The organism is Geomicrobium sp. JCM 19055 (genome assembly GCF_000698185.1).
GTDB lineage: Bacteria > Bacillota > Bacilli > Bacillales > Marinococcaceae > Geomicrobium_A > Geomicrobium_A sediminis.
Genome location: NZ_BAXL01000003.1, coordinates 58,680 through 84,588 on the forward strand (window position 1 = coordinate 58,680; position 25,909 = coordinate 84,588).

Annotated in this window: 28 protein-coding genes and 7 pseudogenes; 31 read left to right on the forward strand and 4 right to left on the reverse strand. The window is 41.6% G+C overall.

Going from position 1 to position 25,909, the window contains the following annotated elements:
• Positions 1-77 precede the first annotated feature (77 nt).
• The 5 genes and pseudogenes from JCM19055_RS03930 to JCM19055_RS03950 all read left to right on the forward strand — a co-directional run bounded on the left by JCM19055_RS03930 (position 78) and on the right by JCM19055_RS03950 (position 5,283).
• Positions 78-1,277 (forward strand): annotated as a pseudogene (locus JCM19055_RS03930) (iron-containing alcohol dehydrogenase).
• Positions 1,267-2,705: pseudogene (locus JCM19055_RS03935) on the forward strand (CoA-acylating methylmalonate-semialdehyde dehydrogenase). Before JCM19055_RS03930 ends, JCM19055_RS03935 begins: the two co-directional pseudogenes overlap by 11 nt.
• A 97-nt stretch (positions 2,706-2,802) precedes the next feature.
• Positions 2,803-3,879, forward strand: coding sequence for a DNA alkylation repair protein (locus tag JCM19055_RS03940; protein WP_042358639.1), 1,077 nt, complete (start codon positions 2,803-2,805; stop codon positions 3,877-3,879).
• Positions 3,880-4,099: 220 nt separating this feature from the next.
• Positions 4,100-4,300 (forward strand): hypothetical protein, encoded by a 201-nt coding sequence (locus JCM19055_RS03945; protein WP_042358641.1) that lies wholly within the window; start codon positions 4,100-4,102, stop codon positions 4,298-4,300.
• 82 nt (positions 4,301-4,382) lie between these two features.
• Positions 4,383-5,283, forward strand: a pseudogene (locus JCM19055_RS03950) (NAD(P)/FAD-dependent oxidoreductase).
• A gap of 278 nt (positions 5,284-5,561) precedes the next feature.
• Here JCM19055_RS03950 and JCM19055_RS27040 read toward each other — a convergent pair.
• The 3 genes and pseudogenes from JCM19055_RS27040 to JCM19055_RS03960 form a co-directional block, all read right to left on the reverse strand.
• Positions 5,562-5,759 carry a hypothetical protein gene (locus tag JCM19055_RS27040; RefSeq protein ID WP_152549401.1) on the reverse strand — a complete coding sequence of 66 codons (198 nt, stop codon included), beginning with the start codon at positions 5,757-5,759 and terminating at the stop codon, positions 5,562-5,564.
• Complete coding sequence (locus JCM19055_RS25125) at positions 5,737-5,904, reverse strand: YvrJ family protein (protein ID WP_081833418.1); 168 nt, start codon at positions 5,902-5,904, stop codon at positions 5,737-5,739. Before JCM19055_RS25125 ends, JCM19055_RS27040 begins: the two co-directional genes overlap by 23 nt.
• Positions 5,901-6,293, reverse strand: a pseudogene (locus tag JCM19055_RS03960) (RNA polymerase sigma factor); the annotation flags it as partial. The gene JCM19055_RS25125 and the pseudogene JCM19055_RS03960, both read right to left, overlap by 4 nt.
• A gap of 538 nt (positions 6,294-6,831) precedes the next feature.
• Between JCM19055_RS03960 and JCM19055_RS03965 the strand changes: the two are divergent.
• On the forward strand, positions 6,832-7,017 hold the full coding sequence (locus tag JCM19055_RS03965) for a hypothetical protein (RefSeq protein WP_152549739.1): 186 nt from the start codon (positions 6,832-6,834) through the stop codon (positions 7,015-7,017).
• 34 nt (positions 7,018-7,051) lie between these two features.
• Here JCM19055_RS03965 and JCM19055_RS03970 read toward each other — a convergent pair whose 3' ends face one another.
• Complete coding sequence (locus tag JCM19055_RS03970) at positions 7,052-7,552, reverse strand: GNAT family N-acetyltransferase (RefSeq protein ID WP_042358647.1); 501 nt, start codon at positions 7,550-7,552, stop codon at positions 7,052-7,054.
• 116 nt (positions 7,553-7,668) lie between these two features.
• On the opposite strand from JCM19055_RS03970, the gene JCM19055_RS03975 reads away from it, so the two are divergent.
• The 25 genes and pseudogenes from JCM19055_RS03975 to JCM19055_RS28395 all read left to right on the forward strand — a co-directional run bounded on the left by JCM19055_RS03975 (position 7,669) and on the right by JCM19055_RS28395 (position 25,908).
• Complete coding sequence (locus JCM19055_RS03975) at positions 7,669-8,979, forward strand: S-layer homology domain-containing protein (RefSeq protein ID WP_042358649.1); 1,311 nt, start codon at positions 7,669-7,671, stop codon at positions 8,977-8,979.
• 236 nt (positions 8,980-9,215) lie between these two features.
• Positions 9,216-9,860, forward strand: coding sequence for a response regulator (locus JCM19055_RS22585; RefSeq protein ID WP_052365879.1), 645 nt, complete (start codon positions 9,216-9,218; stop codon positions 9,858-9,860).
• Positions 9,861-9,901: 41 nt separating this feature from the next.
• Positions 9,902-11,818, forward strand: coding sequence for a cell wall metabolism sensor histidine kinase WalK (locus JCM19055_RS03985; protein WP_265181769.1), 1,917 nt, complete (start codon positions 9,902-9,904; stop codon positions 11,816-11,818).
• Between the two features lie 192 nt (positions 11,819-12,010).
• Entirely contained in the window at positions 12,011-12,295 is a 285-nt protein-coding gene (locus tag JCM19055_RS26170) for a glycosyltransferase family A protein (protein WP_052365880.1), read from the forward strand.
• Positions 12,258-12,608: a hypothetical protein gene (locus tag JCM19055_RS26175; protein ID WP_152549742.1), complete on the forward strand. Its 351-nt coding sequence runs from the start codon at positions 12,258-12,260 to the stop codon at positions 12,606-12,608. The genes JCM19055_RS26170 and JCM19055_RS26175 overlap by 38 nt, the downstream gene beginning before the upstream one ends.
• 219 nt (positions 12,609-12,827) lie before the next feature.
• Positions 12,828-13,475, forward strand: coding sequence for a sugar transferase (locus JCM19055_RS03995; RefSeq protein ID WP_265181770.1), 648 nt, complete (start codon positions 12,828-12,830; stop codon positions 13,473-13,475).
• Positions 13,476-13,494: 19 nt separating this feature from the next.
• A pseudogene (locus JCM19055_RS04000) lies at positions 13,495-13,701 on the forward strand (helix-turn-helix domain-containing protein); the annotation flags it as partial.
• A 179-nt stretch (positions 13,702-13,880) separates the two neighbouring features.
• Positions 13,881-14,444: an NAD(P)-dependent oxidoreductase gene (locus tag JCM19055_RS27045; RefSeq protein ID WP_052365883.1), complete on the forward strand. Its 564-nt coding sequence runs from the start codon at positions 13,881-13,883 to the stop codon at positions 14,442-14,444.
• A gap of 14 nt (positions 14,445-14,458) precedes the next feature.
• Complete coding sequence (locus JCM19055_RS27050) at positions 14,459-14,806, forward strand: GDP-mannose 4,6-dehydratase (protein ID WP_265181771.1); 348 nt, start codon at positions 14,459-14,461, stop codon at positions 14,804-14,806.
• Between the two features lie 13 nt (positions 14,807-14,819).
• Complete coding sequence (locus JCM19055_RS04010; protein WP_042358652.1) at positions 14,820-15,560, forward strand: YveK family protein; 741 nt, start codon at positions 14,820-14,822, stop codon at positions 15,558-15,560.
• The gene (locus tag JCM19055_RS04015; RefSeq protein ID WP_042358654.1) at positions 15,541-16,119 is read left to right on the forward strand and encodes a hypothetical protein; all 579 of its coding nucleotides are present in this window, start codon (positions 15,541-15,543) and stop codon (positions 16,117-16,119) included. The genes JCM19055_RS04010 and JCM19055_RS04015 overlap by 20 nt, the downstream gene beginning before the upstream one ends.
• Positions 16,120-16,137: 18 nt before the next feature.
• The gene (locus tag JCM19055_RS31205) at positions 16,138-16,440 is read left to right on the forward strand and encodes an oligosaccharide flippase family protein (protein ID WP_152549743.1); all 303 of its coding nucleotides are present in this window, start codon (positions 16,138-16,140) and stop codon (positions 16,438-16,440) included.
• Complete coding sequence (locus JCM19055_RS22615; protein ID WP_052365886.1) at positions 16,427-17,086, forward strand: oligosaccharide flippase family protein; 660 nt, start codon at positions 16,427-16,429, stop codon at positions 17,084-17,086. The genes JCM19055_RS31205 and JCM19055_RS22615 overlap by 14 nt, the downstream gene beginning before the upstream one ends.
• Positions 17,087-17,102: 16 nt before the next feature.
• Positions 17,103-17,432: a polysaccharide biosynthesis C-terminal domain-containing protein gene (locus JCM19055_RS22620; protein ID WP_265181772.1), complete on the forward strand. Its 330-nt coding sequence runs from the start codon at positions 17,103-17,105 to the stop codon at positions 17,430-17,432.
• A 10-nt stretch (positions 17,433-17,442) separates the two neighbouring features.
• Positions 17,443-17,571: a hypothetical protein gene (locus JCM19055_RS28385; RefSeq protein ID WP_265181773.1), complete on the forward strand. Its 129-nt coding sequence runs from the start codon at positions 17,443-17,445 to the stop codon at positions 17,569-17,571.
• A gap of 352 nt (positions 17,572-17,923) precedes the next feature.
• Positions 17,924-18,133 carry a hypothetical protein gene (locus JCM19055_RS22630; protein ID WP_152549745.1) on the forward strand — a complete coding sequence of 70 codons (210 nt, stop codon included), beginning with the start codon at positions 17,924-17,926 and terminating at the stop codon, positions 18,131-18,133.
• Between the two features lie 22 nt (positions 18,134-18,155).
• Positions 18,156-18,731, forward strand: a complete 576-nt coding sequence (locus JCM19055_RS22635) for an O-antigen ligase (RefSeq protein ID WP_265181774.1) — start codon at positions 18,156-18,158, stop codon at positions 18,729-18,731.
• A gap of 77 nt (positions 18,732-18,808) precedes the next feature.
• Positions 18,809-19,885, forward strand: coding sequence for a glycosyltransferase family 4 protein (locus tag JCM19055_RS04030; protein WP_042358655.1), 1,077 nt, complete (start codon positions 18,809-18,811; stop codon positions 19,883-19,885).
• The gene (locus JCM19055_RS04035) at positions 19,885-20,481 is read left to right on the forward strand and encodes a hypothetical protein (RefSeq protein WP_042358656.1); all 597 of its coding nucleotides are present in this window, start codon (positions 19,885-19,887) and stop codon (positions 20,479-20,481) included. Before JCM19055_RS04030 ends, JCM19055_RS04035 begins: the two co-directional genes overlap by 1 nt.
• 25 nt (positions 20,482-20,506) lie before the next feature.
• Positions 20,507-21,445, forward strand: a complete 939-nt coding sequence (locus JCM19055_RS04040; protein ID WP_042358657.1) for a hypothetical protein — start codon at positions 20,507-20,509, stop codon at positions 21,443-21,445.
• Positions 21,446-21,564: 119 nt separating this feature from the next.
• Positions 21,565-21,921 (forward strand): annotated as a pseudogene (locus JCM19055_RS31210) (hypothetical protein); the annotation flags it as partial.
• Positions 21,922-21,946: 25 nt separating this feature from the next.
• Entirely contained in the window at positions 21,947-22,519 is a 573-nt protein-coding gene (locus JCM19055_RS28390; protein ID WP_052365891.1) for an acyltransferase, read from the forward strand.
• 286 nt (positions 22,520-22,805) lie between these two features.
• Positions 22,806-24,041: a M20 family metallo-hydrolase gene (locus JCM19055_RS04050; protein ID WP_265181775.1), complete on the forward strand. Its 1,236-nt coding sequence runs from the start codon at positions 22,806-22,808 to the stop codon at positions 24,039-24,041.
• Positions 24,042-24,351: 310 nt separating this feature from the next.
• Positions 24,352-25,772 (forward strand): annotated as a pseudogene (locus tag JCM19055_RS04055) (acyl-CoA carboxylase subunit beta).
• Complete coding sequence (locus JCM19055_RS28395; protein ID WP_265181776.1) at positions 25,747-25,908, forward strand: hypothetical protein; 162 nt, start codon at positions 25,747-25,749, stop codon at positions 25,906-25,908. The pseudogene JCM19055_RS04055 and the gene JCM19055_RS28395 overlap by 26 nt, the downstream one beginning before the upstream one ends.
• The last annotated feature ends 1 nt before the right edge of the window (position 25,909 follow it).

Here is a 25,909-nt window from a genome sequence, read left to right on the forward strand (position 1 = left end):
AAAACATACGTCTTAGAACAACAACGGTTTCACTCTGGCATCGCTTTTGCAATAAAGCGTAGTAAGGAGGGATTCCATTGGTAAAACGTATTGTACATCTTCCTCAAATCATTCATTACGGTAAGGACAGCTTTTTAGGCGTCGGTGAAGAAGCGAACAAGCTCGGATCCAAAGCTTTAATCGTAAGTGATCGAATAATGGAACAGCTCGGAAATGTTCAGCAACTTCATGATCATTTACATTCGGCAGACGTTTCTTATGTGGATTACTTAGCGTGGAGACTGAGCCGAAAGATACATACGTCGACGAGGCGTTACAGTTGTTGAGAGCTGAACAATGTGATCATGTTATTGCTTTAGGAGGTGGTAGCTGCATTGATACAGCTAAAGCCGTTGCGGTGCTTGCGACCAACACGGGGCGAATCCATGACTATATGAATCAAAAACAATTAGCAACAGTAAAGCCGCTGCCGCTCATTACAGTGCCAACGACTGGTGGTACAGGGTCTGAAGCGACGGATGTTACGGTCATTACAGATACGAAAGAAGACATTAAAATGATGATCAAACAACAAGCCTTTATGCCGCTTGTTGCGATCGTTGATCCGGTATTAACTGTCTCAACCCCGAAGTCGGTAACTGCCGCGACCGGTGTTGACGCACTCACACATGCCATTGAATCACTCATAAGTCGAAAAGCACAACCATTCACACGCACGTTAAGCTTACAAGCAATTGAGTTGCTTTATGCGAACATTCGCGAAGCTTATCATAACGGCGATAATTTGGAAGCTCGGGACCAAATGATTTACGGTTCAATGCTTGCAGGGATGGCATTTTCTAACGCATCGACATGTCTTGTACACGGAATGTCGCGACCATTAGGAGCTGTTTTCCACGTTCCCCACGGAGTGTCGAATGCAATGTTACTTCCGATCGTATTGGAATATACGAAAGTAGACTGCCAAAAAGATTTGGCAACGATTGCTAGAATGATCAATACAGACGTTAAAGATGAATCCGATGAAGAGCTAAGCAACTGGCTCGTTGAAGAGATTGAGCACTTATGTGAAGAACTTGAGATTCCAACGCTGTCAGAATGGGGAATTGACCGAAACGCATTTGATCTAGTGAAAGAAAAAAATGGCGGAAGATGCGCTCATTAGTGGAAGCCCTGCAACAAATCCGAAAGTGCCGACAAAAGATGAAATTATAGAACTTTACGATCAACTCATGAACTACTCATACACAAAAAGGAGCGAGACACATGCTAACTAATTATATTAACGGTGAATGGGTCAAAGCGAAAACGTCAGAATATGAATCTGTTCCAAATCCAGCAACGGGTGAAGAAATTGCTAGAACGCCATTATCAACGAAAGAAGATGTGGATGATGCTGTACAAGCTGCAAAAGTAGCCTTTAAATCATGGAAGAAAGTTCCTGTGCCAAAGCGTGCGCGCTACTTATTTAATTATCAACAACTCCTCATTGGAAAGCATGATGAGCTTGCTGAATTGATTACGAAAGAGAACGGTAAAACGTTTGATGATGCCTATGGAGAAGTACAGCGTGGAATTGAGTGCGTGGAGTTTGCAGCTGGCGCTCCAACATTAATGATGGGTGAGAGCTTGCCAGAGATTGCAACAGGGATTGAATCGGGCATGTATCGTTATCCAGTTGGGGTCGTTGGTGGAATTACACCGTTTAACTTCCCAATGATGGTGCCATGTTGGATGTTCCCACTTGCGATTGCAACAGGAAATACGTTCGTTCTTAAACCTTCAGAACGTACACCTCTTCTTGCAGAAAGACTCGTAGATTGGCAACCGAAGCAGGCATTCCAAAAGGGGTGTTGAACCTTGTACACGGTGCGCATGACGTTGTGAACGGTTTGTTGGAACACGAAGATGTACCAGCGATTAGTTTCGTTGGCTCACAACCAGTCGCTGAATACGTATATAAAACAGGTGCTAGCTATGGAAAAAGAGTACAAGCACTAGCTGGAGCAAAAAACCATTCGATCGTATTGGCAGATGCCGATCTTGATAAAACAATTGAAGGGATTACGAGCGGGGCCTTCGGTAGCGCAGGTCAACGTTGTATGGCGACAGCAGTTGTCGTTGCCGTTGAGGAAATTGCTGATGAACTCGTTGAACGTTTGAAGAAGTCAGCCGATGAATTGTTAATGGGTGATGGCAGTGATCGCTCGATTACATTAGGACCGGTTATTCGCCAAAGTCATTTAGACAAAGTAAAAGGACAAATGGAAGAAGCAATCGGTGAAGGCGCGAAGCTCGTAAGGGATGGACGAGATGTGCCAACTGAAGCTGGTAATGGTTATTTCTTAGGGGCAAGTATTTTTGATCACGTCACGCCAGAAATGAAAATCTGGCAAGAAGAAATCTTTGCACCAGTCCTTTCAATTGTTCGCGTGAAAGACCTCACAGAAGCGATTGAACTGACGAACAAATCCAAGTTCGGTAACGGTTCCGTTCTTTATACGAACAGTGGAAAAGCAGTGCGAGAATACCGTGAAGACATTGAAGTAGGGATGCTCGGTGTAAACGTAAACGTTCCCGCACCGATGGCATTCTTCCCATTCTCAGGTTGGAAAGACTCGTTCTACGGTGACCTTCATGCAAACGGAAAAGACGGCATTAACTTCTATACGAAACGCAAAATGCTTACGCAACGTTGGCACTAAACGAACGTACTCCCCACATGCTGGGGAGTTTTTTTTGTGGCGAGTTCTGGCTTACACTAGTAAAAAAGCAAGTAACCTGAACAGGAGTTGACGGTAGATGGCAGAAGCGATTAAAAACATGTTTAACCAAGAATATTTACGAACGATTGGTCTGAAAGTTCAAAGTGTGCATCAAGATTTTCACATTGATGCTTTTGCCGAAGACGTCCAGCGTGAACCGTGGGCAGACCTCGAGATGATGAATCGAATCGACAAAATTACGGAAACCCTCCGAATGCATTTACCGGCTGATTACGAAGAGGCGGTAACTATTTTAGCGGACGCAGCAGATGCAAAAGGTGCCTCGGGCTACATGTTCTTTCCTCATTTTGTTGCAAAATATGGAATTGATCATTGGGAGACGTCGATGATAATGCTCCGGCGCTTCACACCACATGCTAGTTCAGAATTTGCCGTGCGCCCTTTTATTGAAAAAGACCAAGCTGAAATGGTAAACGTTATGAAAAAATGGGCGACGAGTGAGGATGAACACGTGAGAAGACTCGCAAGTGAAGGATCTAGACCGAGATTGCCTTGGGGCAAGACGCTGTCAGGATTCATTAAAGATCCAACGAAAACGACAGCGATTTTGGAAATACTAAAGGAAGATCCGTCCAAATACGTGCGAAAAAGCGTCGCCAATCATCTTAACGATTTTTCGAAAGACCACCCAAACTACGTCCTAAAACTGGCAAAATTATGGCAAGGGCAATCTGAACGAACGGATTGGATCATTCGTCACGGATGCCGAACGTTAATTCGAAAAAGCCTCCCTGAAGCCTACGAGCTGTTCGGATACAGTGGACAAGTCCGAGACGGGGCGTTGAACATCGAACCACCCTCGATTGTGATCGGTGAAAGCATTACGATGCATTACGGTTTTACGGTAGAACAGGCAGGATTAATGCGGATCGAGTACGGCATTCAATTCGTCAAAGCGAACGGGAAGCAGTCAGAGAAGAAGTTCCTTCTTGTGGACCGAACGTATCGCACTGGTGAAATCGTTAAACGAGAACGAACGCATTCATTCGCTGATTTATCAACTAGAAAGCACTATCCTGGTACACACATCGTGACGATTTATGTGAATGGAATCGCAGTGTCTGAAGCATCAATGACCGTAATGAGAAAGTAGTGAGAATTATTTTCAATTAGTTATTGACACTCATGTGAAAACCATCTAATATAGTAAGTGACATTGATATTCATTATCAATTACTTATTTGAGAAGACGTTGTCGAGGTTCTCGCCACGTTTTGCTCTCAAACATCCCCCTTTATGTAATACCTATTGGCAATATGCCCTCCCAAGGCATATTGCGCTTTTTTTTGGGTAAATTACAGTGGGTGATATTGATGAGTCACAAAGAAAGCAATGGAGATCGAATCGAACGAATCATAAATGATACGATTGAGAACATAAATGAAGCGGAAAATTTTCAACAAGCCCATCTAGGTGAAATGAGCGAAAAAGACCAGCACGATATAGATGAGAAAAACCGTCGAAGAAGAGACAGTGTTGATGCATTGCGTCACGAAATTGAAGATGAGCGTTAGACTTGCGATCCATTTGCAAGTCTTTTTTATTGCATAGAAAAAGGGTCTAGAACAGAAGCTAGCTATGCTAGGGGGAATGAGTATGGCTCTTTATGATTGTGTCATTATTGGAGGAGGAATTGCTGGAATTCAAGCCTCTATCCAGCTAGGACGTTATAAGCGAAATGTGCTCGTCCTCGATAAAGGCAAAGGAAGATCTACACTCTGTCGAAAGTATCGAAACATCCTCGGCTGGCCAGACGGAGTAAGTGGTGAGGAACTCAGAAAGATTGGCAAACAGCAAGGGAAAATGCTCGGGGTGCTCTATCAAACAGAAGAAGTCGTAGCTATTGAACGGACAGATCATTTTCAATTATTAACACGATCCGGTCAATCGTATGAAGCGAAGCGACTTTTATTTGCTACCGGTGTGACGGACCCCAACCCGTTCCCGCAATTAGAATCGTGTCTCGGAAGTACCGTATACATTTGTCCAGATTGTGATGGATATGAAGTCCAAGGAAAAAAAAGCCCTCATTCTTGGTTCAGGGAAATCGGGCGTTCATATGGCAAAACGATTGCATCATTGGGCAAGCGAACTCATTTATATTAATCATACGAGAGAAGCAATACGTGAGAAAGATAAAGCACTACTACGTGACATGAATGTTCAATACATTGAAGAGCGCATCCAATCCCCACTCGTCACCGACCGGCAATTTAACGGAGTAACATTGCATTCGGGCGAAGTAATTGAAGCAAAACACGCATTTATCGCTTTCGGGCAAATAACGCCGCAATCAGATCTTGCACGCAAACTAGGCTGCGAACGAATGGAAAACGGTCACCTCATTACTGAAGCAAGAACGAAGAAAACGAACGTCGAGCACATCTACGCCGCCGGTGATGTCGGCGTACACGCCGAACAAGTGACGATCGCAATGGGAGAAGGAACACTCGCCGCCGTCTGGATCGAGAAGTCTTTGGCGGAGGGCATGGTATAGGAAGCGCCGGTCATGGTGTAGGAAGCGCGGGGCATGGTGTAGCGAGAGCGGGTCGTGGCGTAGCAAGCGCGGGGTATGGTGTAGCAAGGGCCGGTCGTGGTGTAGCAAGCGCGTGGTGCGGTGTAGCAAGAGCGAGTCATGGTGAAGCAAGAGCGGGGTATGGTGTAGCAAGCGTGGTGCATGGTGAAGCAAGGCAGCCTCTACTGCATCCAGCCACGACCGTGCCTTATTGTCTAAGTAACAAAAAAACCGCCCAGTAACTGGGCGGGATCCTCGAACTATGACCGGAAGCGGTTTTTGAACTCTTCAAACGTGGGAGCATTGTCTTCGTTGAATGTTTGGATGATTTCTGTGAGCTTCAAGTATAGAACTTGTCTTAAATCGTCGCGTTCTTCAGGGGTTGTTTCCAGCAAACACTTGCGGATTTTCGGTTCGAATTGTTGGATGATTTCTTCAATTTTTTTTGGATGATTCATCGTCATTTCTCTCACTTACCTTCTCTATAAAAAGTCGTTCAAGGCGCTCTAACCTTCGCTCAAATCGGAACAATAAATAAAGACTAATGGCAATCGGGAACCCGTACTTGGACATGATCTCAATAAGTGACGATATCTCAATCATTGCCAGTTCCTTCTTTCATAACGTTTTGTAAAAAAACGAATGGTTGCTAGGCGCATACGTGAGACCGCTTGTTGACTAACATTCAATTGATCCGCGATCTCTTGATTCGTTAGTTCGAACTTGTAATAACCGATGAGTATTTTCTTTTGTTGTGGTGTTAACTTTGTTAGGGCGTGACTGAGTCTTGGATTGGAAGACCATGATTGAACGTCGAGTGTTTCGCATACGATTGAGTAGTCAGGTTCAACAGCGATCGTATAATCTGTGACCAATGGGTTGTCCACGATGAGTGGATTCCTAGTTCGTTGTTTTCGGCGTTTTTGATCGTATTGAATGGCAGTCCAGTAAAGTGTCTTGGAAACATAATGGGTAAATTGTGCATTAAGATAAAACGATTTGAATGATCATCTAAGCGCTGTTGATTGGCGTCAGTTGGCTCGCGAATACTCTGAAGGAACACATTCCTAGCTTGTGGACTAGATAAAAAATGCTGCATGATGGGCTGTTCAAACAGTTTACTATGATTCTGAATAAATGATTCTAGTTCGGGGCACTCGTCCAATAGTTGCTTAACGATCCACTGCATTTTATATCACCCCTCTTTAACGGTATATGCCAAAAAGAACATTTGTGTGTGGGTTGTACAACAAAAAGGGGAACATTCGTTCTTTAATCATAAAGGTTGGGACTAGATCTGTAAATATTTTAAAGTAACACTTGACATTTCATTTGCCGTTAAGTATAGTATTAAGAATAACATTAAAAGCGCGAAAGTCTTTAGCATAATTGAGAGAATTTGCAATTTGGAGTAAAGATTGAATATTCTGACGAATATATACGTTTAGCATACTAGAAAGTAGGGTATATACAATATGTTAATAAGAGGGTGCGCGCAGATAAGTTAAATAGAGAGATAAGAGGTGAGAGATGATGAGGTTAAATGTACTATTATTTATTGTTTTCGGCATGGTACTATCCATAACAGCACTAGTATTTGGAATTATTGCACCTACCGCAATTGCAAGTACATTGGCACAAATCATTGGTTTTTCCGGACTTGTATTTACATTTCTTTACGGATTGCTAATGAATCGTTCAACAGCGAAAGTATAATGAAATCCCGCACCGTTTGCGGGATTTGTTCATGTTAAGAGTAACAATAAATGTCTACGAGTTTCCCCCATTTTTCCACTTGTTGTTCGTACGTCATCCCAATTCGTTTTGCAACCCGCACAGAAGGTTCATTTGCAGGGTCAATTATTGAGATGAGACGCGTAATTCCGAGTTGCTCATTGGCATACTCACAACAAGCGGAAGCGGCTTCAGTCGCATAACCATTTCCCCAAGCTTCTCGTTTGAATAAATAACCGACTTCCATTTCAATCTTTTTGTTCACTTTCTGAGGGACAATTCCACATTGACCTAGGAATATTCCGGTTTCTAAATCTTCAACAATCCAAAGCCCTAAATTAAATTTACGATAATTTTCAAGCGTCCATTCAATCCATTCTTTCGTTTCGGATTTTGATTTTGTCGCTGGATAGTATTTCATAGCAACAGGATCACTAAAGATTGTGAGCAGTTGCATCACATCTTCATGATTCATTTCCCGGAGGCGTAAGCGTTCGGTTTCTTGTATGATGTTCATAAGTTGATCCTCCTTGCTCCCTTAAGTATACAAGTTAATCCATTACTAGAAAATAGAGAAAAAAATCTAAGACTTATGTCATAATCAGAAGAAAGTGTGTAGCGAGGAGACAGAATATGAAGAAGCTAACGAGCGTAATGGTTGCTATGGCAGCTATGGCATTAGTCCCAAGCGTCATCCAAGCGAATGAAGATCCATCATTCTTCGATGTTGATGCAACGAATACTCATTTTGAAGCGATTGAGCGTATGACAGATCGAGGGATTATTCAAGGGTATCAAGATGGTACATATCGTCCGAGTGCTAACATTAGTCGGGGTCAAGTCGCAACATTGATTGCTCGTGCTCTTGAACTACATTTACCAGGTGAAGGAGAATTGCCAGCGTCAATTTACCGTGATGTGCGCCGTGATCATACACAAGCAGCTGCAATTTATGCAGTGCAAGAAGCGGGTGTTATGACGGGTAGTAATGAATACTTTAATCCAAGCGCACAGATTAGTCGTGAACAAATGGCAACCGTACTCGTTCGAGCATTTGATCTTGAACGAGTTGTTGAAGGTGGGAATCAAGACCCGGTGACGGATTTAACGAATGCGAGTGCAACACACCGTGCGAATATTAGCATTCTTTCTCAACATGAAATAACGAGAACGTCTGACGGTTCGTTTCGCCCACGTAATCAAGTGACCCGAGGCCAGTTTGCGTCGTTTATGGATCGTGCGTTAAGTGTCGTCTATACGAAGGAGCTTGGAATTACTCGCGTACAACAAGTTGATGATTATACATTTGACGTTCATTTTACAGAGGAGATCGAAAGGTTATCGCCAGAGAATTTCTCATTTGATGGTGATGTGGACATTCTTGACGCGTATCGTTTAGAAGGGTTAGAAACAATTCGTCTGATCACTACAGAAGCAACGTTTGGCGTACGTTCAACGTTATTATACCAAGAAGGGCGCACGAGTTATTCATTTGTAGGTACGGGTGGAAGTGACATTGAAGGCATGTTACCGATGGGAACCTTGCTAGATGAAGTCATAAAAACAAAGGGAACGCCTAAGCTTGAAGGCTTTTTCTTAGGTGGACCTTACATTTTGTATGACATGAATGGATATTTTTATGATTGGTATGATGACGCACATCCAGTGACAGGATATTGGATTAGTAACCCGACGACGAACATATTTGGAGCAAGAGTTGGAATGACGTTAGAAGAGCTAAACAGTCATTTTGGAACGAATGTAAAAGCATCTTTTTCGGAAGGCGAAGGGATGTATACGTTTGATTTTAACGTAAATGGCTACGACCTTTGGTTTTCTGCCAATCGCCCGATGGCAGATCGACAGATGTTATTATACAGAAACGCTCTTAATGATAGAGACCGCTACGACGATATGCGTTGTAGCGGTTTTTTTATTGAATGAATATCGTCACTATATAATTATTTGAATTGTTTGGGTTGTTGGTATCTTATTTTGGTATATAATGAGATCAATAGTCATAAAACATAATGACGATAGTCATTTTTATAGGAATTGTGTCTATATAACATGACAAGTATTGTGATTAAAGTTTTTATATGTAAAACAAAAACTTTACTTTCGTAATTGATGTATCTTTGCTTGTAGTTAGAAAGTAATTGCGAAATGAGGTATACGAGATGGAGCACGATCGCGTATTGATTATAGAGGATGACAAAGATGTATCGTACCTGATCCAACAATATCTACTTAGAGAATCATTTGAGGTTGAGATGACGAAAAGCGGTTATGTTGGTCTAAATAAATTAAAGACGTTTCAGCCTCATTTATTACTTTTGGATATCGGTCTTCCTGATATCGATGGTCTCTCATTATGTAAAGAAATTCGTAGGAGTTCCACGATCCCGATTTTGTTTTTGACAAGTCGTAGGGAGATGAAAGATGTGATCTTAGGGTTAGATGTAGGCGGAGATGACTACATTACGAAACCGTTCGAACCAGAGATTCTAGTTGCTCGAGTTATAGCGAACATACGGCGCTATCGTTTGGTGTCTGAATATACGAATAATTCTAGTCAGTTGTTTGAGTCTTTAACAAATCGTGAAATTGAAACGTTACTGTTGCTAAATCGAGGATACACAAATAAAGAAATTGCCAATCGTTTGTATCTCTCTGAAGGAACAATTAAAGGGTACAATCACGTGATCTTCAAGAAGTTAAACGTAAAAAAATCGAACACAAGCCATTACGAAAGCAAGAGAAGTTGGCATCCTTTAAGCAAAACGAGTGGATCATTTGAACCGATTAGAGGAGAATGTGAATGAATACTCGGAGGCGCTCAATACTTGTTGTTTTTCTATGTTCGTTGGTTAGCTTCAGCTTTTTTTCTACGATCATTCAAGCAAATGAACGTAGTCATTTCATCTATGATGGAGAAGGGGTTCTCTCATTAGATGGGGTGTGGAAAGTAGCAAATGAAGACTTCGCGAGTTGGAATGAGCACGTTGAGCACGTTGAGCACGATGATTGGGAATTTCTCGAAGTACCACATCGTCTGTTTTCGCTCGATCGTTATGATTATAATGGCTCTATTGCTTATCAGACAAGCATTGATGTTCAGCAAACTTCAGAGCAACAGTTAGCGCTTTATATTCCGAATAGAATCGGAAATTTTCGTTTATGGATTAACGGAGAACAGCATCCTGCTGAGTCGCAAGTGATTATTCCTTTTGAAAGTGACCAAGATGACGTTCAGATTGTAATAATCGTAAAAGATTACTTAGTTAAAAGTGGTGGCTTGTATAAAGAAATAAAGTTCGGTGCGCACAGTGACATTGTAAAAAGGTACAGTATAAATGAAGCGATGGCAGCTATTCCGTTAAGTGGACTAGCTTTATTTGGCATTTGCTATTTAGCTTTTTATCGTGTTTATCGTAATATGAAACAAGTCTTATATTACGGATTGTTTATGCTCACAGTCGTCTTTCTTATGATTGTTCAATCAGGTTATCTTGCAAATTTAGCCTGGATTGTTGAATACAAACTGATTGTAATGAGTTTATTTATGGTAATGCTGTTTTTATATCTTTATGCAAAAGTGGATTTTACTAGTTACTCAAATCCCTTCATTGAACGCATGATCACTTGGCTTTCAATTGTGAGTCTAATCGTAGTTCCTTTCATTCCCATTAGTTCTTTTCAGTTATGGGGCATTGTGGTCATTCATGTAGGGGTTGCGAGTTATATTATGTACTTACTTGTTCGGGCAGTGATTGAAAAGCATCCGAATGGTATTTTTAATTTTATTGGCGTTTGTTTATTAGGCTTTCTTGTAATTTTAGAATGGGTCTTTATACAAAATATCTACTACGTTGGGACGATTTTTGCATATGGAATTACTTTCCATATTCTTCTTCAATTTATTAATTATGTAATTTCTTCATTGGCTACCTACATCAAAATGGAAGAAATGAAAAGAGAACTACAAGGGTTTAATGCGTCTTTGGAATTGAAGATTAGAGAGCGGACGTTGCGTTTGCAGGAGCGCACAGAGCAGCTTCAACACGTAAACAATGAATTATCGAAACTAGAATCGATGCGAAGGCAACTGCTAGCTGATGTAACACACGAACTTGGAGGGCCATTGACGACAATTCGAGGGTATGTTCGAGGGATGCTAGATGGCGTTCTGCCTAATCCATCGAAGAATCTTCTTGTCGTTTATGAAAAATCTCAACTCATGGAGCGGTTTTTGGATGACTTACACGCATTGAGTTCTTTAGAAGTCCAACAACTTTCATTTGAGTATGAGCGAGTTGAATTCGTAGCTTTTACACGTACGTTAGTACGCCAATTTGAACAAAATGTAAATGAGTCCGAGGTAAAGATAGTTTTTCAAAGCGAAGATACATCACTGTTTGTGACGATGGATCCTTTGAGAATTGAACAAGTCTTTATAAATCTCATAGGTAATGCACAAAAGTTCTCACAACCATCTGCTTCAATTACAGTTAGTGTCCACAGTGATGAACACTTCGCCCATGTAAGCATTAAAGATGAAGGGAGAGGTATCCCGGATACCGCACTCCCGTACGTATTTGATCGATCGTTTCAAGTGAATCATGAAAAACGATTTGCTAACCGTCAAGGCGGATCAGGTCTAGGATTGGCAATTTGTAGAGAAATTATCACTCGACATCATGGAAGAATCAGTGTCGAAAGTGAACTTGAAGTCGGGAGTGTCTTTTATTTTTCATTGCCTTTAGACAGAGATATAAAATAAGCCGTAGCCGTTTTTGTTACTCTGTTCGCCGTCTATTTGTATAGAGTGAGACTTTTCGACAATTTATGAAACTACTAACTTTCGTTAGTAGTTTCTTTTATTTCGTAAGCTTATTCTAAAGTTAGTACACAGTGAATACCATGAATCAGATGAGTTATCTCGAAATCATATTAAATGAAATGAGGTGTGATTTTGGTCGGCATTAAAGGATTAGTTAGTGTCATTATGCCTGTATATAACGGGGAGTTGTCCATCGATAAAGCCATTTCTTCTGTACTTAAGCAATCCTACCGACATGTAGAATTGATAATTGTGGATGATTGCTCAACTGACGGTACACTGGGCATTATTCAGAGCTATGCATTAGATGATGATCGAATTACTTTGTTGACGAACAAAGATAATGTGGGTGTGTCGCTCTCTAGAAATCGTGCTGTTCGTGAGGCAAAAGGAGAATGGATCGCTTTTTTTAGATAGTGATGATTGTTGGCAGTTAGATAAGTTAGACAAGCAGTTGTGTGTCGCTCAAACAGAAGGTGCAGCGTTCATCTTTACAGGTGTATCGTATATGAATGAGGACGGAGTGCCTTTTGATTACAAGCATTCCGTTCCGAGTAAAGTCGGTTATCATCAACTGCTTCGTAACAATGTGATTGCTTGTTCATCCGTTTTGTTAAAACATGCGTTCTTAATTGAGGACAAGATGGCACGGGATGATATGAGTGAAGATTATGCGCTGTGGTTAACCATTTTGAAGAAAAAAAGCGATTGTAGCGTATTCGGTCAATGAGCCACTTTTAGTGTATCGAATATCGCGAAATTCTAAATCAGGACGAAAACTTAAAGCGGTCTCAATGACTTATCGAGCGTATCGATTTACTGGTTTGAGTGCGCTCATTTCATTGTATTACACGTCCAGTCATATTATTTACTCCGTTCAAAAGTATAGAAGACTAAAAATTAATATATTTTGAATGTTTGAACTTTGAAAAGGAGGTAACGAATCGTTGTGAGTATATACAGTCCTAAATCACTAAAAATGTCAAAAGAGCTCTCCTATCGAATTGCAAAACGTACGATGGATGTTGGGTTATCGCTATTGATTGGTTTCCTCTTGATCCCGCTCTTTTTACTTCTTGTTTGTCTCGTTTTCATCATTGATGGCAAGCCTGTTTTTTTTCGTCAGAAGCGAGTCGGTCAACACAACCGCACATTTACGATGATCAAGTTCAGAACCATGTCGAACGACAATCGTACAATTCGTACTGCGTATAACTGGGAAAAGCGTGTCCCTGACGATTTTGTTTTTAAAAGTGGTAGCGGTGTTTATGTAACAAAAATTGGAAAGTGGCTTCGGAAATGGAGTGTAGATGAATTCCCCCAATTGTACAATGTTCTTCGAGGTGATATGAGTTTAATTGGTCCTCGTCCTGAAGTCCCTGCGATTGCTAAGTATTACGATAAGAATCAACAAAAACGCTTAAAGGTTAAGCCGGGTATTACAGGATATGCTCAGGTTCATGGTCGCTCAGATCTAACTCATGGACAAAAGATTGCTTATGATGTGTATTACATCGAAAATTGTTCCCTCAAGCTAGATCTCATCATTCTTATTAAAACGATTGGCACGGTCTTGGCAAGGCGAGGTGCCTATTAATGGAGTGGGTTGAAAACTAATGGATTACGTAGGTGAAAAAATTAAACAGTTGCGTCTACAAAACGGCTTATCAATTACCGCTTTATCAGAACGCTCAGGAATTGCCAAATCATATATTAGTAGTATTGAGCGTAATATTCAGAGTAACCCTTCGATCAATTGTTTAACAAAAATAGCAGATGCATTGTCAGTCCCTGTTAATGAATTGATCAAAGAACTTCACGATTACGACCGAACGTAAGACGTAGCGTTCTTAATTGAGAAAGTTAAACGAGAGTGGTTCGGAACTCTAAAAGAACCGTAAAGCCTCGCTCAATTATGGTATGAACATGGTAGATATTCCTTTATACGATAAAACTTGGAATGAATGTTAGACACTCAAATAATCATAGACGGGGGATTAACATGAAGGTATTAGTAACCGGAGGAGCCGGATTTATAGGCTCAGAGATCGTACGAGAATTGGATGCTAGAGGGGCTGATGTTGTTGTATTGGATTATGCTCCTCATGCGATGGAGTATCAACAGTACGCAACGGTATATGCTGTTGATGTGAGTACGAATTTACATGATATCTTCGAACGGGAACAGCCAGAGTATGTCATCCATCACGCCGCGCAAGTGTCTGTGTCAACGTCAATGAAGCAACCAGATCTGGATGGTAAGTTAAACATTTTGGCAACCATTAATGTGTTAAAAATGTGTGTAACGTACGGTGTGAAACAATTCGTTTTCGCATCATCCGCAGCGGTCTATGGTTATCCCCATACAGCCAACATTGATGAAGATACGTTGTGCCAACCGCTTTCCTTTTATGGGTTATCGAAGTTGCAAGCAGAGGCATATATTCGATTTTTTGCAAAGCAGTATCGGCTAGATTGTACGATTTTAAGGTATTCAAACGTGTATGGCCCAGGCAATCTACAGAAGGTGAGGCAGGTGTCGTCGCCTTGTTTATTCACCAATTAGAAAGAGGACAGGCCTTGAATATCTATGGTGATGGTCATCAGACGCGAGATTTTGTCTACGTTAAAGACGTTGTTATGGCAAACCTTCTTGCAATTGAACACAATTCAGTCGGAACGTTTAATATTGGGAGCGGAAAAGAAACGTCAGTCAATGAGCTAATCAAGAAGTTAGCTGACTTAAAATATAAACACGTGACGTTGAATTATTGTCCAATGCGCTCAGGAGACATTGTTAGAAGTTCATTAAACGCCTCCCGTGCACATGAACGATTAAAGTGGCGTCCCGTCTACACAATTGATGAAGGGCTTCATAGAACCATTCAACAATATAATGCTGCCAAACCGATCGTTAATTTCGTTTAGTTAGGAGTGCGAGATGTACGAAAGAAAAATGGATATGAAACAGATCCTGAATGCTCTGAAACGAAGATGGATGTTGTTTGTGATCGCAACAACGGTGCTCTTTACCAGTATGAGTTATGTAGTATTCACGGTGCTGGATCCAACATACGAGGCGAGCGAATCAATTTTAATCGGACAATTAAGAGAAGATCGAGAAAATGTTGTGATTGAGAATACGAATATGCTACTTGCATCCACGATGGATTTTCTAAGAAGCCCGATAGTGAAGTCGCAAGTTTCTGAGGATTTAGGAATTCCATATCAAATACTTGATGAAAATACGACAGTAAGTCATCAAGAACGCTCCCAACTCATACATGTGACAGTTCATTATCCGAATCCAACAGAGGCAAGGGATATTGTTCAAGAAATGACAGCGACAACGGTGAATTTAATGGAACAATCCTTTGGTGTGACTGAACTTCAAGTTCTAGGTAATGCATCTGAGAATGTAACGGTTAAGCGGATTGATCGTCCTGTTGTAAACGTAGCGATTGCTTTTCTCGTTAGTGTCTTATTTGGCCTTGCGCTTGTGTTGATGAGTGTTCACTTTCGCGATGTCATTGAAGAGGCACGTGATGTAGAACTGGATCCAGACCTTGATCTTCTTGGCTCAATCAAACCGAATGATCGAAGGCGAAAGCTACGTCATGTAAAAGAGTCACAGAAATTTGATCTAGAAAGGGAGGGTGAACGTGTTCGAGCGTACAAGTAGAAAATTCAAAAAGTGGAATTCTCAACTGCTTGAACAACAGTTGTTGTATGTGACCAAAAATATCGAACGGCGAATGAATGAGCACCACCATGTCTTATTTTGTACGAATACGAAAGAGAATACAAAACAGGCGTTCTTTTCTGGAAAAATTGCACAGTTACTCGCTCGAAAAGGGAAGCGAGTCCTTTACTTTCAGCTTTATGAACATAAAGCACGGCGTACAGGTTTAAGCCGAATGACGACAGTTCAGGAAGGAGATCATTATAAAATTTCAAGAACGGTTGTTGGAAATGTGGATGATTTGCAAGTTTATGATCTTGAATTAGTGAGTTCAGTATTTGAAGAACGGTTAGAGGTGTGGAAAGAAAGCTATGAGTATATCGTTGTTGAGGCGCCTGAGATGATGAAGAATATGTATTCACAATGGATTCTGTCTAGTAGCGATGCGGTCGTTTTATTCGTGAAGCGGAAGAGAACGAAAAGAAACGACATGCAACAAAGTAAAGAGTATTTAGTCCGGCAGCAGAAGGTATTACTTGGGGTTGTATATGAACATTAGACTTGCGTGGGTTATGAAATGAAACGACGTAATAAACAAAAACTATCGATTTTTTCAAATGTCTTACACTTGCTATACGGAACGGCAGCATCCGCTATACTCCAAGCCATTGCACTCTTTTTGCTCGCTTCTTATTTGCAAGCACATGATTTCGGTGTGTTTAGTGTTGCACTAGCAATGGCAATGATTATGGGCTACTTCACCGATGCAGGGCTTGGAGACCTTGTTCTTCGAGAAGGGTCAAAAAAAAGCAGTCGTCATTCAAACGCTGATCGTCTCCTACGTAAAAATAAGGTTGCTGTTCCTTGTGCTCACCTTTAGCGTTGGTTTGTCGGTCGTTTGGCTACTGTACAGCGTTCAACAAGAGGTCTTCCACTTCTCTGTTGCTTTAATTCTTCCGATTGTAATCGGATTGATGTTTCAAAGTATTGCCTCTATTTATTTTCAATTAATAGAACGGATGCAATACATGAGTGTAATTAAGATCGTCTCAGCAACAGCGCTCGTCTTGATTGTCATTCTTGGTGTCCTCATGCAAGTGTCACCGATGGTCATTGCTTTTTTGTATGGGTGTGCCTATTTAATTGCAGGAATGGTCGGGATGGTTTTACTATTCCTTCACTTAGGACGTGTCGATTGGAAAGCGCCTTTCCATGTTGGTTTATTAAACCAGATGTGGACCTATACGATCGGTGGTTTGTTATTTGTTATCTTGCCACATTTAGGACCACTCGTCTTGGAACGCACGTTATCGCTAGTAGAAGTCGGTTTGTTCGCCTTAGCGTATCGAATTCCACAAGCGTTACAACAACTTCCATCGGTTGTTGCGAGTGCTTTTTATCCAAGACTGTTTTCTGCTCATCAACAAGGTCAACATATTGAGCATTTGCGATTAAATATCATTGAAATGAAGTGGATGGCGATCATCAGTAGTTTAATTGCACTTCCTTTTTTTACATCTTGCTGAACCGTTATTATACCTTGTGTTTGGAGCAGAATGGTCACTTGCTGCACCTGCTCTTATCATTTTATCAATGATGCTAGTTGTACAAGCATTAAACATCGCTGTAGGCGATGGTCTCACCACTTCCGGCAAGCAAAAAACGAGAACGATGATGCAGCTGGTCGCTGTCGTAATTGGAATTGGATTGTACGTAACACTTAGTCTTCAATTTGGTGTGATCGGTGCTGCAATTGCAGGAGTGATGATTGAAGCAATTGCATTGGTTTTGTTTTGGTTGTTCTATCCTTTCGGAAAAAAAGAAATCATCACACGCGTTCTTCTTCCTTATCCATTGGTGTTTTTTTGGTAGTGGAATTGTTTTGCAGCAACTACACGTTCAACCCGTTGTTGCCTGTATATCCCATGCGATCCTTCTTCTTTTGTTTTTCATTTGGGATGAAGATGTTCGGGGACCGATTACAAGAAAAGTTGTACGTGTTGCAGCCTGATGCCAAGAGGTGAGGGGGAATATAATGGAACATACACATCGTAGACCACACAATCAGTTAAAGCATCCTTGGTTGACGTACCTTCTCATTTTATTTGTTCCTCTTGCAGGGTTTAGTATCCAAGTTGGATTCTCGTTGAAACCATATATGATTTTTTTAATCGTAGTATTTTTCTTATATGCTTCTTCGTTTATCTTCGATCGTTTGCAGCCTTTTGAGTGGACCATGCTGATGTTTTACTTTTTGTATTGTTTTTCAGGAATTTTTTTCAATCTACTCAACGGCAAGTTTACGAATTATCATTGGCGTCATTTTGTATTTGGGATTTTACCTTTTAATGAAGGCCGTTCTAATGCGGAGCACGAATCGTGTGATTGAAGCCGGCATTTTATGGGCTGGAATTGTCTTTAATGGGATGAGTCTCTTGTTGTATGCCATGGGGTTATCGATGATGGATGCGAATGTTGGGGAGAGAGTGTCCGCATACGGTGTTTTGTTCGACAGGAGTTATCCTAGATTAATCGGTGTGCTTGATGATCCGAATTTTTATGTTTTTTTATAACACGCTCTTTTTCTCATTTTATTTGACTCAGCTACACGATCGCAAAGGAAAAGTAGGCTTGTTCCTTTGCATCCTTGCCTCAATACTGACGTTTTCAAGAGGCGGCTTACTCGTGTTGTTCGGTCTATTTATTCTCTATTTCATTTTTCGTCGTGGTTTAAATCGGTTAAAGACGATCATGGTTACCGCATTAGGAGGCGTGATCATCTATACGGTTGCGTTTTATGTCTTGCATATTAATATTTATGATTTGTTCGTCGCACGTATGGGAGACCTCACGTATGACGGTGGAAGCAATCGAATTGACTTATGGGCACGAGCGATTGGATTCATGACTGACAACCCTTGGATAGGTCTTGGTCCATACAATTATGCACAGTATAACGAGTATTACTATGGTGTAGATTTATCCGCTCATAACACGTATCTAGATATTTTAACGGATGCTGGGGTCTTATCTTTGCTTTTTTTATCTGTTGTTTCTCTTCGTCGTCGTGTATCAACTCGTTCAGTCAAAGTTGTATCGTTTAAAACCGTATATGATGTATGCACTAATTGGATTTGTTGCACAGTCATTGCTACTGTCAGTCATTATTAACGATATGTTTTTTCTCTACTGTGCCATCTTAGCAGTGTTTTTAAGTCGGGACATGACAACCTAAAAGGAGAGTTTTGATGACAGACGTTCTGTTTTTAACGGATGAATTACGATTTGGTGGGGCAGAAACGTACTATTGCTTAATTTCTAATCAATTATCTAAACAAGGAATACAATTTCACCTCATGCACCAAAAGGGCGCAATGTCAAAACAGTTACATCCTGACCATCAGATCACTCATCTGACGAAGAGTCATGTACGAAATTTACAACTAATACGTGGCGTTATTCAAGGTGAACAGATCACGATCGTGCATGCCAATAGTTTACGGATGCTACTCTATTGCCTTGTTGTACAACGAAGTATAAGAAGGAAACTTGTCGTGTTGTATACGAAGCATAACATCACGTTGCTCGAAAAATATGCTCCGAGAATTTACACGTACATATTAAATCACCATGTGTTCACAACGATCGCCCTTTCTCTTTCAGAACAAGAACGATTACTACTCCAAGGGATCTCTGCTTCAAAGTTAGCAGTCGTTTATAACGGTGTAGATCTAGAACAATTTTCTGTGAAACAAAAGCGGGTCAATGCGAGTACTTATCGAATTGGAATGCTTGCACGACTTTCAAAAGAAAAGAACCCTCTCTTTTTTTTAGAAGTGATGGAAGCGTTTAAAGAAGACGATTCATTCCACTTTTATATGGGGGGAGATGGTCCAGAGCGTGCACGAGTTGAAGATGAAATTGTGGCTCGCGGTTTGGAAGATAACGTAACGCTCATGGGACATATCGAACGACCTAAAGAATTTCTCGAAGAGATGGATGTGCTCGTTTTGCCTTCTCATCGAGAAGTGTTGCCAATGGTTCTACTGGAATCGCTTGCTGTTGGGACGAATGTTGTTGTGATTGATCGCGGTGGCATTCGGGAGGTCATTTCAGACGAGCAAGTAGGTTTTATCATCAAAGAACACGACAAAGAAGCATTTGCTCAGTGCATTCGCACACTTTGTTCTGATCGAGACTTACGACATTCTATGTCAAAACGAGGCCGACAACGTGTAGAGCAGAATTTTTCCATCGAGAAGATGCTAGAGAGTACGTATGGACAGTACGCTAAGTCAAAAACGAGCAGTGGAGGTCTGGATTGATGAAGGACGAGCTCAATTCTTGTAATCGTTTTGCAATCGTGATTGGCAAAAAGGTGGAACATTGGCAGCATCAAATCGTACAAAACATGAAAGATACAGGGGCTTCATTACAACTTGTCATTACGATCGATAATCATAAACCGGCGCGTGAATTCTGGGAAGGGCGTGACGATCATGTGGAAGTTGTTGGAGTTGAAGACATAACCAAAGATCTTTGTGAACGGTATCAACTTTCGTTTGTTTTGCAATTTGAAGCTTGTCAATTAGATCACGTCGTAAGAGCCTTGCCGTTTGGAATCTGGACATTCCGAGGTCATGACGGTTGTGTACTGAATTCACATTTAGCATTTAAAGAAACATTAGAAAGCCAACGCACGACAAGCATCTACCTCACGATGAATCAAGGAACTGGCGAAGAGGTTGTCTTAAAGGAAGGACACGTGACCACGGTGTTGCATTCATTACAAGCAACGAAAAAAAGAAGTCTACGCAACCATCACGTCATGGCCAGCATTACTCGTAAACGTGCTTCAAAAGAAACCAGAGCGAACGTTCAAAGGCTATTCAATACGACCAGTACGGGGTTCCAGTCCTAATCCTTCCGTTCAAGAGCGTGCACAAATGGTCTTAAAGCTAGGGGTGCGAAATGTAGGTCGCACCTTTCAAAGACTATTTCGCGAAGAGTATTGGAACGTCGGAATTGTGAATGTACCGATTGAGACCATGTTGAGCGAACCCGTACCTTCTTCAGTATCTTGGATTCCATCTTCAACAACAAGTTATTATGCTGACCCATTTGGCCTTTATGAAGACGAGAAGGTGACGGTTTATATGGAGGAAATGAAGCCATACCGCGTGAATGGCGTCGTTTCGAGAGCATCTTATACGAGAGAAGATCAAGGTGTTCAATACGAGGAAGAAGCTGTATTGCAACAAAGAAATCACCTATCTTATCCGTATTTATTTCGAGAGTATGGAGACGTGTACTGTGTGCCAGAAACGGCTGGGCGTAATGAAGTTTCATTGTATCGCTGGTGTGCGGAAAGTCAATGTTTTGCTCACGAAGAGACGTTAATCAACAACATGAAAGCCATCGACTCGACCTTATTTTATGACGGGGAATGCTGGTGGCTATTTTGTACAGTCCTAAAAGAGAACAGAGAAAGCCATAACTCAGAGCTGCATCTTTTTTATTCGGATCAATTGAAGTCAGGATGGAAACCACATCCGTTAAATCCGGTGAAAATCGATAGTCGCTCTAGTCGTTCAGCGGGGACCCCATTTCATGTTGATGGTACTTGGTATCGACCAGCTCAAGATTGTTCAGTCACGTATGGAGGAGCCGTAGTGTTCAACAAGATTATCACGTTAACCATCGAACAGTATGAAGAACAAGTCGTTACGACGATTACGCCTTGCAAAGAAAGTGACTTCCCTGATGGTATTCACACGTTATCATCTGTTGGGCCGTATACACTTCTTGATGGAAAATGCTTTCGTTATCATCTGTTTACACCGTTTAGAAAATGGATCCAAAAAACAATGGCGATCTATGAATAATATGGCGTGAGGAGATCATTGGAATGCGTAATGGACAAAGCTCCCTGTTGCATTATATGGAGATAAGGGAACGAGAGAACAACTTAGGTCTTGTGAGGTTTATCGTTGCCTGTCTAGTCATGTATTTTCACGCGTATTACTTAACTGGCAATGCCCATAATTATGAGCTGCTTAGAGTGATGACTTTCTTTATTATTAGTGGCTTTTTCGTTTATGGTAGTTTTTCTCGAAATCTAAACGCCTTTCGCTTCATCTTCGCCCGTGCAATACGGATCTTCCCAGGTTTGATTGGCGTTGTTTTGTTTACGACCTTCATCATAGGGCCGTGGATGACCTCTTTATCTTTGAATGACTATTTGCATTCGGGCGAGACATGGCAGTATCTTCGAACCATTATGATCTATCCGTTGCCACCGGGACTTCCAGGAGTATTTGAAAGCAATCCTTATTCACATGAGGTAAATGGTTCGTTATGGACGTTGCAGCTAGAGATGGTTTATTATGCTTCCATACTTATTCTATTTTTTTGTAGGTGGATTAAAGCGTACACGATTGCTCGTGCTTTTTCTGATTGTAAATCTCATTCACTTCTTTCCAATGTCATTTGGAACGACGTATATCGAATTGTATCGTTACTTTTTAATAGGAATGTTACTGTATGCTTGGCGCCACGTTATTCCAATACGCCACCGATACGCTCTCATTTTCATCGTGATTTTGTGGGTATTCAAAGAGAGCGCCATGTTTTATCATCTATTTTTACTAGTAGGCGCATACCTCGTTTTGTATGCCGTTTATAAATGGAAATTACCAACATCGTTTCAAGTCATACTTGGCAACCTTTCGTACGGCATGTTTTTATACGGTTATCCGCTTCAACAAGTGGTCGCGTATTATAGCCCGAGTGCGCATGCTTTTCTTAATTTCATTTACGCTTTACCATTCACTCTCCTGTGTGCATGGTTATCTTGGTGCTTAATTGAACGCCCTTCATTGCAATGGATGGAAAGGAGGATGGCTCGGACGAATCACCAACAAGCGTATAAAGAAAATCAAACACCAACCACCACGTAACCGACTCATGCTGAGGAAGGTTTGTGGTGGTTGTTTAGTTGAAATGAAGTGAGATTTATTATTCACTTTACTCGTTTCTCTCATGTGATGGAAAAAAAAGAGTTACTGCGATGAGACTATTCATGTTACCATGTGTACCATTACATCTGATGCTTAGAACTATCTAATTCATAGATGCTAACAGACGATTCGATATTGAGAGTTTTCTAGACTGACGGAAACGACATGCACGGAGATGATGAACAAAATTAAGTAACCTTTACTAGATTAAATCGAGGTGAGTCACATGATTAACCGAACACGTTTACAACGAAAAATTGAAGAATTAGGAAAAATTGGGCAAGACCCTGCTGGAGGCTTAACGCGCACGACGTTCACGCCACAAGAACTAGAAGCTCGAAACTGGTTAATCCAGGAACTAGAAGCGATCCATGTTGACGTTTCAATTGACCCAGCTGCGAATATTTGGGGGAAGAGTCAAGGCACACAATCGGATGCGCCAAGTATTGTGTGTGGTTCACATATTGATACAGTACCGAATGGTGGAAAGTATGACGGAGCACTTGGTGTGTTAATTGCGCTAGAGATCTTAACGTCACTACGTGAACGAGGCGTACAGACGGTGCACCCTCTCGAGCTCGTTTCGTTCAGTGGTGAGGAACCAAACCCGTTTCGCTTATCAACATTTGGTAGTCGGGCGCTTACAGGAAAATTAACAAAAGAGCACATAGAAACTGTTACGGATGCTTCAGGTAACGTCTTAACCGAACGCCTTGAAGCAGCGGGTGGCAGATATGAGCAGTTTAATGAAACACAAAGAGAACCTTTAGATTTTGCACATTATTTAGAAGTACATATCGAGCAAGGAAAACGATTATTGAATCACGGGATTACAGTTGGCGTCGTACGAGGAATTACAGGGATTTATCGAGAGCGAATTACTGTTCAAGGACAAGCCAACCACGCAGGAACAACGATGATGGGAAGCGATCGTCAAGATGCACTGACAGCGGCATCACAACTCGTATTAAAGCTTGAAAAACTCACAACAGAATCGCCAATTGCTGAACTAGTCGCTACAGTTGGTGAGTTACATGTCTATCCAAATGCAGCAAACATTGTACCAGGAAAAGTATACTTTACGATGGAGATTCGCGGAGAAACTGAAGAACAAATTGCAAGTATTCGGACACTAATGGAGACGGAATTTGCTCTTATTGAGAAAGCGCGCAACGTGGCGATTTCACGTGATGTCATTTTAGACCAAGCAGGCGTACCGATGGATGAGATGGTTATGAAGACGATGGAAACGGTCGCAACAAAGCTTGGTCACAAAACGCTTACACTTGGAAGTATGGCAGGTCACGATGCAGCTCACATGGCGGGTATAACGTCTGCTGGAATGTTGTTCGTACCAAGTCTTGAAGCAAAAGCCATTGCCCAGAAGAAGAAAGTCGAATGGACGACATTGAAAGTGTTGCAAACGTTCTCTATGAAACGATCCTCACGTTGGATCGAATAAACAGGTGAGATGTCAGTATAAATGGTCACGGTTTAATGGAAAGGCTTCTTTCCAGAAGTCAAGGTTGGATTACATCTATAAAATATTCTAATGACCATTCAAGAACGCATAGCCAATAACATCGGCTATGCGTTTTTATGTGCCTTCCAATAAAGCTAATTCATATCTGATTCAGTAATTCATACATGGTTGCACAACAAAATGTAAGCGCATACATAAATGCCGGTTTAACGCCGTTTATTAATTTTTCAGAATTGGCATGATAATTGCTTGTTTAGTTGAGTACAACAAGGACGAGGAGAGTGACCGTATGAGTTGGCACACAGAAATTGAAGAATTACAGCGTTTAAAAAAAGTTAGCCGAGAACATGGGGGAGAGGCGAGCGTTCAGAAACAAAAGTCGAGAGGGAAGTTAACGGTTCGAGAACGCATTCAACACATTCTTGATGACAATACTTTTCATGAATCAGGGGCTTTAGCAGGCAAAGCAACGTATGACGAAGAAGGCAACGTAAAAACATTTATGCCAGCGAACTTTCTACTCGGAACAGGGAAGATCGACGGTCGCAAAGTTGTCGTTGGTGCGGATGATTTTACCGTTCGTGGCGGTGCATCCGACGGTGGAATTAAAGCTAAGCAAGAATATGCCGAATTAATGGCATATGAGCTACAATTACCGATGGTCCGCCTCGTTGATGGAACGGGTGGAGGGGGCAGTGTGAAGAGCCTAGACTCTAGCGGTTCAACGTATGTTCCAGTTAACCCTGCATGGGACCATGTTGTCAAAAACATGGGCAGAGTTCCAGTCGTAGCAGCAGCACTAGGGGCGACTGCTGGACTTGGGGCAGCACGGGTAGCTGCGTCTCACTTTTCAGTAATGGTTGAAGAACTTTCACAAATTTTCGTTGCAGGACCGCAAGTCGTGAAGTTCGGCATGGGGCAAGATTTAACGAAAGAAGAACTCGGTGGAGCGGCGGTTCACCGTGCAAGCGGTGCTGTGGATAACATTGCTTCCTCTGAAGAAGATGCATTTATGCAAATGCGAACGTTCCTTTCTTATATGCCGAGCAACATCTTTGAATTACCTCCTGTTGAGGAGTCAGAGGATGCCCGAGACCGTCGCGAAGAATCACTCATTGAAGCAATTCCGAGAAATCGTCGTCGTCCATACAAAGTACGTGAATTACTCGAGAAAGTGCTAGATGAAAATAGCATCTTTGAGATCGGCAAACACTTTGGTTCGAGCACAGTTACCGGTCTTGCGCGATTGAATGGTCACCCAGTCGGTTACTTAGCGAATGATCCGTATGTGCTTGGTGGCGGAATGACGAGGGAAAGTAGTGAAAAAATTGAACGGTTCGTTGATTTATGCCAAACGTTCCACCTTCCAATTGTAACTTCGTTGACCAACCAGGACTTGTGATCGGTGTTGATGCGGAGAGAAAAGGAACGATTCGTAAAGGCGTTCGTGCCATTTCAGCGATTTATCAAGCGCAAGTACCGATGATTGAAATTATCTTACGTAAAGTGTTCGGAGTTGGTGGCGCAGGGATGATTAATGGTCATGGCTTACATCAGCGCTATGCTTGGCCGTCAGGAGACTGGGGATCATTGCCGGTTGAAGGAGGCGTCCAAGTCGCTTATCGACGTGAACTTGAAGAAAGTGAAAACCCTGAAGAGCTGCTACAAACATTAATGGAAAAAAATGGAGTCGATTCGCTCGCCATTTAGAACGGCTGAAGCGTTTGGGATTGAAGAGATTATTGATCCCCGTGATACGAGACCGCTTTTGTGTGATTGGGTTGAAGATGCATATAAACGTTTACCACAATTGCTCGGTCCATCAAGCTTTACGATGAGACCGTAAG